General features: G+C 62.8%; 7 protein-coding genes, 1 tRNA gene and 1 pseudogene. 2 read left to right on the top strand and 7 right to left on the bottom strand.

The features are described from left to right. Both MKK64_RS25220 and MKK64_RS25225 read right to left on the bottom strand, forming a co-directional pair. Positions 1-131: pseudogene (locus MKK64_RS25220) on the bottom strand (amidase); the annotation flags it as partial. A 143-nt stretch (positions 132-274) separates the two neighbouring features. Continuing rightward, the gene (locus MKK64_RS25225) at positions 275-1,888 is read right to left on the bottom strand and encodes an acyltransferase family protein (RefSeq protein WP_243938333.1); all 1,614 of its coding nucleotides are present in this window, start codon (positions 1,886-1,888) and stop codon (positions 275-277) included. A 389-nt stretch (positions 1,889-2,277) separates the two neighbouring features. Between MKK64_RS25225 and MKK64_RS25230 the strand changes: the two genes are divergently transcribed. Further along, a tRNA-Arg gene (locus tag MKK64_RS25230) sits at positions 2,278-2,354 on the top strand. 140 nt (positions 2,355-2,494) lie between these two features. Next, positions 2,495-2,728 (top strand): hypothetical protein, encoded by a 234-nt coding sequence (locus MKK64_RS25235; protein ID WP_243938334.1) that lies wholly within the window; start codon positions 2,495-2,497, stop codon positions 2,726-2,728. A gap of 564 nt (positions 2,729-3,292) precedes the next feature. On the opposite strand, the gene MKK64_RS25240 is transcribed toward MKK64_RS25235, so the two are convergent. The 5 genes from MKK64_RS25240 to MKK64_RS25260 are packed head-to-tail and all read right to left on the bottom strand — an operon-like array spanning position 3,293 to position 9,244. After that, complete coding sequence (locus MKK64_RS25240) at positions 3,293-4,231, bottom strand: hypothetical protein (RefSeq protein ID WP_243938336.1); 939 nt, start codon at positions 4,229-4,231, stop codon at positions 3,293-3,295. Continuing rightward, positions 4,191-5,405, bottom strand: a complete 1,215-nt coding sequence (locus MKK64_RS25245; protein WP_243938338.1) for an HD domain-containing protein — start codon at positions 5,403-5,405, stop codon at positions 4,191-4,193. The genes MKK64_RS25240 and MKK64_RS25245 overlap by 41 nt, the downstream gene beginning before the upstream one ends. Beyond that, entirely contained in the window at positions 5,402-6,517 is a 1,116-nt protein-coding gene (locus MKK64_RS25250) for a phage baseplate assembly protein (protein ID WP_243938340.1), read from the bottom strand. The genes MKK64_RS25245 and MKK64_RS25250 overlap by 4 nt, the downstream gene beginning before the upstream one ends. Then, the gene (locus MKK64_RS25255) at positions 6,517-8,658 is read right to left on the bottom strand and encodes a hypothetical protein (protein WP_243938342.1); all 2,142 of its coding nucleotides are present in this window, start codon (positions 8,656-8,658) and stop codon (positions 6,517-6,519) included. Before MKK64_RS25255 ends, MKK64_RS25250 begins: the two co-directional genes overlap by 1 nt. Then, positions 8,648-9,244: a hypothetical protein gene (locus MKK64_RS25260; RefSeq protein ID WP_243938345.1), complete on the bottom strand. Its 597-nt coding sequence runs from the start codon at positions 9,242-9,244 to the stop codon at positions 8,648-8,650. Before MKK64_RS25260 ends, MKK64_RS25255 begins: the two co-directional genes overlap by 11 nt. Positions 9,245-9,383: the final 139 nt, after the last annotated feature.

Below are 9,383 nucleotides of genomic sequence, written 5' to 3' on the forward strand. Positions count from 1 at the left end.
CCGCCGGCGGGGAAGGAATGGAGGGTGACCGTGTCCCCGGACGCGATCTCGAGCACCGGCGGCAGCGCGGCGTCGAAGTAGCCGAGCACCATCTTGTCGGGGGTGGCCGGGATCTCGTGATGCGTCGGCATGTGCGCTCCTCGGCTCGGATCACAGGTCGCGGCGTCGCGCTCGGCGACGCGGCGGAACGCGGATGCAATCGACGAACCAGGGCCCGGCATCGCCACGACGCATGCCGGTCATCGCCCACCGCCCCCGCCGACGTAGATCCCGATCACCACCCGGCTCGCGGGACGGCGAGCGCCGTCATCAGGCCGGTCTCGTCGACGAGCGCCGCAACCGCGTTCTCCCGGCTGCAGGAATCGGCAGGGATGCGCAGGCGATAGCCGATCCGCCGCTCGCCCATCGCTTCGAAGCCGGGCCGAGCCGCGAGGTCCCGGCGCAAGCGCCGCGGCTTGTCCAAGGCGGCGAGGCGCCCGCCGCAGAACAGGGCGAGATGCAGGCTTCGGCTCGGCTGGTCCGGATCCAGCGCGTAGGCCCCGACCAGGAGCTCCGTTGGGGAGATGCGCTCCACCGTCTCGACGGCCGTTCGCAGGGTGGGGGGCAGGGCGAGGCCCCGCGCGGCGATGGCCGCCACGGCCGCCGCCCGCGACGTCCATGCCTGGGCGGGCAGGGCGGCGACCGCATCGCGGGCCCGGCTCTCGGCCCAGTCGTTGCGCGCCGTCTCGGTGCTGCCCCAGAGGGCGCAACCGGTGAACACGACGAGGAAGGCGGTCACGCCCCGCCTCAGCGCGATCGGACCCACAGCGTCGATCCGCCCGCGAACGCGCCGATAGAACGCGACGTCGAGGGGCCCGAGGAGCGTGGCGGCCAGAAGCGAGCCCGCGAGGCAGACGCCGGCATAAGCAGGCCCCGACCAGTCCGGCGGGCAAGCCCAGCCCGCCAGCAGCAGCACCGGCGGATGCGCGAGGTAGAGCACGTAGCTCCAATCCCCCAGCGCGATCGTCCCCCGCGCCACCGGCCCCTCCCGGCGGACGGGCGGCGCCGTGACGGCGGCGCCCACGATCAGCACCGCGGCGACGCCACCGAGCCAGCGCGCGGCCGCCGTGTCGACGAAGACGCAGAGCACCAGGAAGGGCAGGGCGAGGAGCGCCGTCGCCGGACGCATCCAGCCCGACGCGATCAGCCGCGGCAGCAGCAGGCCGCCCGCGAAGGGCGCACAGGCCGCCGTGACCGGCACCAGGTAGAGCGGCGGCGGCATTAGGCTGCGGCTGTCGGGCGGCAGCAGCGGAAAGGCGACCGCCAGCAGGACGAGCCAGCCGGCGGCGAGGGGAACGAGGCGCCGCGCCTGCCCGGCCGAGGCCAGGAGGAACAGGCCGACATAGAACGACAGCTCCAGGGCGAGCGTCCACTCCACGTTGAGGGGCGAGCTTCGCGCGCCTCCGGGCGCGAGGGACAGGGCGAGCACGGACACGCCGCCGAACTGCTGGCCCAGCGCCGCGAACAGGCCGGCGGACAGCGCCACCACCGCGACGTAGGTCGGGAAGATGCGGCTGACCCGATGCGCGAGGAAGACGAGCGGCGCATCGCGGGTGACGAGCCGGGCCATCAGGAAGCCCGACAGGGCGAAGAAGATCGCCACGCCCCAGACGCCCATCAGGGTGTCGAGGGTCGCGAACGGCCGCGCGGCACCCCGCAGCGCCTGGGCATACACGGCGACGTGGTGCACCAGGACGAGGCTCGCCGCGAACGCCCGCAGGAGTTGCAGGTTCGCCAGCGCCCCACCGGGCCGCGCGATGCCCACGGCCGCCAGGGCGCCGCCTGCCGGCCCCGAATGCGTCGGGGCCGTGAGGGCGGGAGGATGATGTCGGTCGAGACGAGTCTGCATCGCCGGCGCTTCGAACGGTGTTGCGCGCTGAGCGTCGCAGCGCGGATGCCCGCCAGAAACAATCAGAAACATGGCCGATACAAGATGGCCGTGCCGTCTTTCGCCGGGTCTGCCGTTTGGGCCACAGTATGGGGATACCGGTATCGCTCGAACACTTTGCCCGGATGGCGTGCGAAGCCTCGCTCGGATCGCAGAACCCCGATCCCCCGCTTCGCCGGCCCGGGGCACCATGGCGCGATGCGCGCCGCGGACGGCGACATGCGCCGTGACGCCTCGCCGATCGTTGGAGCGCGGCAACGGCGACCCACGCCGTCATCCCCCCGGCCTTCGACCCCGCGACAGCCCCGTTGCGCCGCGCAGCGGCATCGGCTAGGAAATCGGCACGGTCAGCACCCGTAGCTCAGCTGGATAGAGCGTTGCCCTCCGAAGGCAAAGGTCACACGTTCGAATCGTGTCGGGTGCGCCAATCTTCTCAATGACTTAGCAGTTTTGCCCTAGAGTTTTGGCAACGCTGCGGAAGCGCTGCGGAAGCAGTAGCGGCGAATTACCCTGCGCCCAGCAAGGCAGCGGGGGTCTTGTCGTGCGTCTTTGATGTTGGAGATGTCGATGCCCTACACCCTCAAACGCCTCGCCCCCGGCAGCTTCGATCTCATCCTCGACGGCGCGGTGGTCGGCAGCTTGGTCCGCGATGTGTCGCAAGACGGGTACGAAGGCGATTGGACAGCCGAACCGCTCGCCGACAACCCGCCCTTTCCGGCGCCTTTCACGAGCGAGGCGCAAAAGTTCCCGAACCTGAAAGCAGCGGCGGACTGGCTCGACGCGGACGTGCCTGATCTCTGATACACCCCGTGCTCGGCAAGGCGAAGCGGTCGTAGTGAGGTGAGTATGCTCGGGCGACGATCGAAGCGCAGGCTGCCCCACAGCCTGACCCAGCACCTTTCAGATCCGAAGAACGTTGTCTTCAGCCCCCGAACGACCAAGCGGCGTAGCACCCCCTCTGCGTCTGGGTCGCCGCGGAAGTTCGGCATATCGGCCGTGACCCTCATCGTCCTCGTGCTGGCCGGCGGGTACCTGCTTCACGCGTGGTAGGAGACCAGCTTAGGGCTAGCTGGTCGGGGGTACGTGCAGCACCGAGAGCGGCCTAAGGGACGAGCTGCTGGATAAGATCGCGGCGAACATCGCGAAGGTTCTCGGAGACGCAATCCGGGAGGTAGCCCCTGATGCCCACGAGGCGAAACCCTCCCGTGCGGAAGCAATCCGACTCGCGTTCACAGACTGGCTACAGACCGAGCCTTCGTAAGTCGCAGCTGATTACGCCCCTGCAGGCTTCGATAGTACGCCATCATAAGTAAGCTTCACCTAGCTGTTTTTAAATCTGCAAATTAACCTCACAATAAAACACTCCTAAAACAAGACCGCCTTTCTAATTGGATGAGTTGAGTCGAAGCTTTTGTCAAAAAGCTTGAGCAGCTCTCGCGTAAACAAATGTCCTTCGTTCTTGATTTCTCGAAATAAATCGTCGCTGCGCTGATCTCTAGTTAACGCGGTAAGCCGCGCTCTTACATTCTGGTCTTCCAGCCGATCAAGAAAGACGTTGTAGCGTTCAAGCACATTTTCCATAGCATTCCGGCCGCAGATACATTGCATTCTATCAATTACCGGCAAGTCGAATAAGGCCTCAAGCGTCTCAATTTTCTTATCTCGAGTACGATCGATAGTCATTGCAACGCTAAATAAGCCACTTGCGTAAAGAAGCTTTCGCGAAAATACCAATTTAATATTTCTAAGACCCCACGGCTTCGGCTTAGTTCCCTCGACAGTTTTAAACTCATAATCAACCGCCATCGTTCTGTAATATCTAATAACATCATTTAGTAGAAATAATGCAATCTGCGGATTTGTTATTTTATCACCAATGTACCGCTCAAGTATTTCTCGGCGAAAACTTCGAATTTCAAATTCATTCGCGAGATAGGCTCCCTCCAAAAGAAAAAGCATTCTGCGCGTGAAATGTGCATTATCGTCTCCATCGCCGCCGATGTCCTTCGTCATTGACGCTCGGTGAATGACGCCGGAAAATGCGCCGCCTAAAGCTGGCTCTGTCTTCACCAAGCCTCCAATCACCTCTCGAACTTTCGTTCCCCAGGAGTGATCTGGCTGCTCGTCAGACGATTGAGTTATAATGAAATAATCAAGATCAGAATTATCAGATGCTTCGCGCCGAGCATATGAGCCGCAGGTAACTACCGCCTCACCAGGCGGCACTAGACCCCCTAGACCTTCCCTTAACGCCTTGAGCTTCTCATCGGAAAAGTGTTTGCTGCGCTCGTAAGGGGTTTTCATTAAACAGATCCCAGCTTGGCCCGTAGGTACCTACCTGAGTCGTGGAATGAGGCAAGAGTGCTTTTTGCTCTCTCGACTGTTGATAGCGGAGCCCATCAGGGCCCGTCTGAAATGGCACATTCTGATCAATGAAAAAACTTCGCGCCTTATAGTATATAGGCTCCTTCGCATAAGAGCGCGCGAAATGCATAAAGTTTTTATTTGTGAGAAGCTCCCGAAGTCCTGGCATTTTCCTGAATATAGCCTCTTCAGTCGTAAAATAATCATCTTTAGAGAAATGCCGTATGTTCATTTCCATGAATTTTTGACACACAAAGTCGGCCAAAACTCCGGACTCTGAATTAATGACCGTCTGATACATTAAATTTTTATAGTACCAAAATGTATCAACGATCTCTTTTGACTTTGGAACATCGCGAAATATTGCTGCCTGAGTAATTGCCTCAGGACTGTAAACCGTTGGCGATGCCGTCGCATACGAGTGAGAGCGTAAGATACCTTCTATGGTGTCAAAATTAATTGGACCAGAAAACAATCCGTCAAAACCTCTATCTTCTCCCGCTATCAGGGCATTCACTCTTTCAACGTTGATGCCGTGCCAGCGCAAGACTTTAAAAACCTCAAGGCCCAACTCCGCACGTCCAGTTATAATATCGCTTGTTGCTTTATGGTGCTCGATTCCGAATTTCTGTAGAAACATCGGCTCTAGCGAGTGAGACAGCGGTGCATGCCCGATATCGTGCAACATGGCCGCTACATATAAGGTGCGCCGATCTTCATAATTAAGCTCTTTGCGACGTGCGTATAGCAGTGCTAGGCGAGCAACACCTAAACTATGCTGAAATCTTGTGTATCTAGTCTTAGATCCGTTTGGGGTAGGAACCAATATATAGTCGATGCCCCCCAGAAATCTGACTTGTCGAAGCCTCTGAAAAGCTTGGGTCTTCGCCAATTCTGCGTACAGGCCATCGCCCATGATGCCGGTCCCCAGATCGAGAGGTTCAACGAAATTGTAAAACGAATGCTCGGCCCTCTGACTCAAGTTCGCCATTCGCGCTTCAGAACCTTCTAGATCGCACAGCGCGTTTTTGCTAACAGAATGTGCTTTCTGAGTCCTATGGAAAGGTTGCTGGCGTCCGTGCCGCTTTGGTGCGCTATCTTCATGTGCGCTCATGTCGCCGCCTCCGGCTGCGCAGGCGCGTTGCCGAGGTCGTAGAACCCGTCGTTCTTTGTCGCGTCGCCCTTGCGCTGTTCCCAGGCCAGGGTGTTGATCAGGTCGAGCGTCGTGGCGGTGCCGGCGTTGGCATCCTGCGTGTAGGCGTAGCCAGCCACCTTCAGCGTCTCGGTCGCACTCTCCGTTGGGAAGAGCATAGGCGACTTCACCGTCACGCCGTCCGACGGGTCCCAGAGGCTACCCACACCGGGCTTCAGCCAGCCCTGGTAGGTGAGCTGCAACTGCAGGGCCATGCTCTGTAGGGCAGCCGCTTCCCAATTCGTCCGCAACTGCGTGCCCTTCTGGTCGAGCGGCATCTCGGCGAGCACCTTGCGTATCGCCCCCGGCGTGCCGCCTTTCACCGTGGCCTTCGCCTGGATCTCAGAGGCCGACCGGCCGAACAGGCTGTCGGAGCCGGGCTGCTGCGAGTTCGAGACCAGCGACTCTACTGCTAGGTGCCGTAGCTGGCAGTTCGCCGAGAGGATGTTCTGCCCCTCGACGAAGGCAACCATGCTGCTGCCGGACTTCGGACCGGCCACCACGTTGCCGACCGCATCGGCGTAGAAGAACAGGTTGCGCTGCCGGCACAGCCTCGAGATCAGGTCGAAGGGTGTCTCGCCATAGCGGACCACGACGTTCGGGAAGGGCGTGTCCCAACCGTCCGATCCGTTCTGGACGCGGAAGGTGAGGCCGTAGGGCTTCAGGACGGAGTTCGCGATGGCATCGAGCTTGTAGCCCCGGAACTGCCCCGTCCCGCCGTTGATGCTGGCCTCCGTGATCAGCCCGGCCTTGCCGTAGCCGGTGACCTGCACCGCATGGCGGTTGGCGTCGAACACGGCCTGCCGGTCACGGATGTAGCCTTGCTGGATCACCACCTGACCGGCCAGGGCGATGTCGACGCGATCGCCTGGCTTCAGCTTCATGCTGGCGACTGCGCTCGGCTCGGCACAGACGAGGCGGAAGGATCGGATCCAGCCCTCGTTCATGAAGTTCTGCTCGACCTGGACTTGTATCCAGTCGCGGTAGGTGCCGCCCTCGGTGCGCACCTCGCAGATAAGATCGGGATCCGGCATCAGATCGCCTCCACCTGGCGGCTCTTCGAGACGGTCGTCTCCTTGAACAGGTCGCCCATCGAGGTCCGGGCCCGGGTGCCGGGCGGGAAGCCGTTGAGGTCGATCGTCATGCGGTGGTCCTGAGGCGGCGCCTTCGCCACTGGTGCCTCGTCGCCGTAGAACCGGCGCATCATGCTGTCGCCGGTGCGCTCGCCGGAGCCTGCGGTCTCTAGCTGGCTGCCACCCGGGGCGCGATCATTCGGCATGGTCGAGGCCCGAGGATCGACCCGGCCCATGAGTTCGACGGCGCGAACAAGGCGCTGTCCTCTGAGAGACGCCCACTCTTGGCCGAGGCCGGTAGCGTTTGCGCCTCGCTGGCGAGCCAGTTCCGCACCCATGCGGTCCTGCATCCTCTCGTCAAACAGCTCGTCGCCCTTCAGCCCCATCTTGCGCATGAGGCTGCGCATGGTGTTGCCGACGATCTGGTAGCGGCCGAGTGCCGATGAGTTCGGGTTTCCGGGCTGGCGCCGCATCTGATTGCCAAGAGCGCTGATCTCGTTCAGCGTTTTACCGGTCAGGTTCTGCTCTTGGCCGCCGGGCAGATACCGTCCGTAACCGAGGGAGGTGTTGTAGCCGCCACCTGCGCGGTTCGCCGTCCCCTCAGACCGGGCGATGTGGTCGAGGACATCCTTGTAGGCGCCGGGGTTCGCTGTCACGGCGGCGACGCTTCTGCCGTCAATAGCATCGCGATGTGGAATGGGTGCTCCCGGCGAAATGGCCGGCGTTCCACCGCCACCATAACCGCGACCGTTCGCGCCGCCGGTCACGTTTGGGTCGCCGCCACCATACCCGCCGCCCATCGTCGGCAAAGGCCCTCCAAACCCGCCTGGGCTGGAGCGGACACCTCCGAAGCCACCGAAGCTGGCGCGCTGGATCAGCGGGTTCCCGCTCCCCGCCACACCGGAGAACCCGGAGGGCTGCGCGGTCGCCCCGCCGGAGGTCCGCAGCTTCTCAAGCTCGTCGCCGACGCGCCGAAGCTCCTCCGTCATCCGATCGCGCTTGCGGGCGTAGTCTGGCGCGTTCGGGTTGGCGTCGAGAAGCTTGCGCTGCTGCTCGATGGAGTCGCGCTTGCCCTCCAGTTCGCCACGGGTCAGCGGCTTGCTGCTGCCGCCGCCTAAGAGCGGCTTGAACTCGACGTTCTTCGACGGGTCGCCGAGCCCGATGAACTCCTTGAACTTCTCGTAGGTGCGGACGATCGCTTCGAACTCCTGCACCGTGGTGCGGGCGAACTTGCCGATCTCCTCGAGCTGCTTGGCGAAGGCCGCCATCGACTCCGCGGAGCCGAACTTCTCGACGAGGGCCGACAGCTGTTCGAGCAGCGGAGCCAGGGCCTCGGTGCGCAGGCCGTCCATGTTCTCGCGGACCCGGCTGAGAGCCGTCTCGAACCGCTGGGCAGCCTTGATCTGGGCATCCGTCGTCTGGCCCTGAGCCTTCAGGATCTCATCCATCACCGCCCGGTAGCGGCCGGTTAGCTGGCCGGCGACCGCTGCGATCTGGTCCGAACCGAGCATCATCTCGACGACCTTCCGGCGCTTCACCGGGTCGCCGATCTGCGAGACCGAGTCCATGAAGGTGTCGAGCGCCGCTTTCATGTTCGGCGAGCTGACCATTTTCTCGACCAGCTCGCCGAGGTTCATCTGCTGGAGGTCGAAGTAGGTTTGGCCATAGCGCTTCCGCATCTGGCTCATCTCGTCGGCGAACTTGCGCACCCCGCCTTGCATGGTCTCGGCAGACACGCCGAACCGCTCGCCCAAGGCGCTGAAGGCGCGAAGCTGATCGACGGCGAGGCCCGTCTCCTTGGACATGATCGCCAGCTGCTGCGTGCCCTTGGAGAAACCGCTGAGTGCTGCCGTGACAGCCCCGAGCGACACACCGGCACTGAGCCCGACGAGGCCGAGCCCGGAGAGCACCGGCGTCATTCCCTGCAGTGCGGCAGTGGTCTTGCCGAGTGCGCCGTTGAAGCCTTCGAAATCCTTTTTGAGATCCTTGCCGGCCTGTGTGCCGGCTGCGCCAGCGCGCCGTAGCGCTGTCTCCAGCTTGCCCAGCGGACCGGTGAACTGGTCGGAGACTTCGGCGACTAAGCGCAGGCGATCATCGGCCATGGGAGGCATCCTTGGGCGGGTCGAAGCTCGGGAGGGCGAAGAACCAGTCTTCCAGCGCGCTGAGGTCGAGCGGTTCGCCGGCAGCCATCGCTAGAGCCGGCCAATCGGCCTCGACGATCCCGTTGTGTTGCGAGTCTGCGATCTCGACGAGGCTGTAGCCGCTGCTCGACGAAGCACCGATGCTGGCGAGGAAGCGCTCGCCGATCTCACTGGCATCGAGGCAGGTCGCGACATCGAGAGCGAAGGCCGTCTGGAGGGTGGCGCCGAACTCGACTGCACGGCGAGCGGCACAGGCCCCGATCTCGCGGACGATGGTGCTGAGCGCAGCGATCGCCATGTCGGCGGCATCGGACTGTGCGGGCGGATCCAGATTGGGGGAAGCCGGGAGGGGCGATGCAGATGCCAACTTGGCGCCTGCAGCTGACGAAGGTGGCGCCGCCGCCACCGGACCCTTCGCCGTCCCACCGCGATAGGCCACCGGGCGCTTGGTCAGCAGGTCGTCAGACGCCTCGACATTGACCAGACCGTCGACCGTCATGACGAGGTGACCGCGCGCCTCCCACTTGTTCACCGTCGAGCGGTTCACCTTGTGACGCCGTGCGAACGCTGCCTTGGTTGCCGTTGTTGCCACTGCTGCCGTTGCCTGTTGCCGCTGTTGTCGTTGCCGGGTTTTGGAAGCTCAGACCTGCGGAGAGCCCGAACTCGCGCTGACCCCCGACCCTCCG

The organism is Methylobacterium sp. E-025 (genome assembly GCF_022829705.1).
GTDB lineage: Bacteria > Pseudomonadota > Alphaproteobacteria > Rhizobiales > Beijerinckiaceae > Methylobacterium.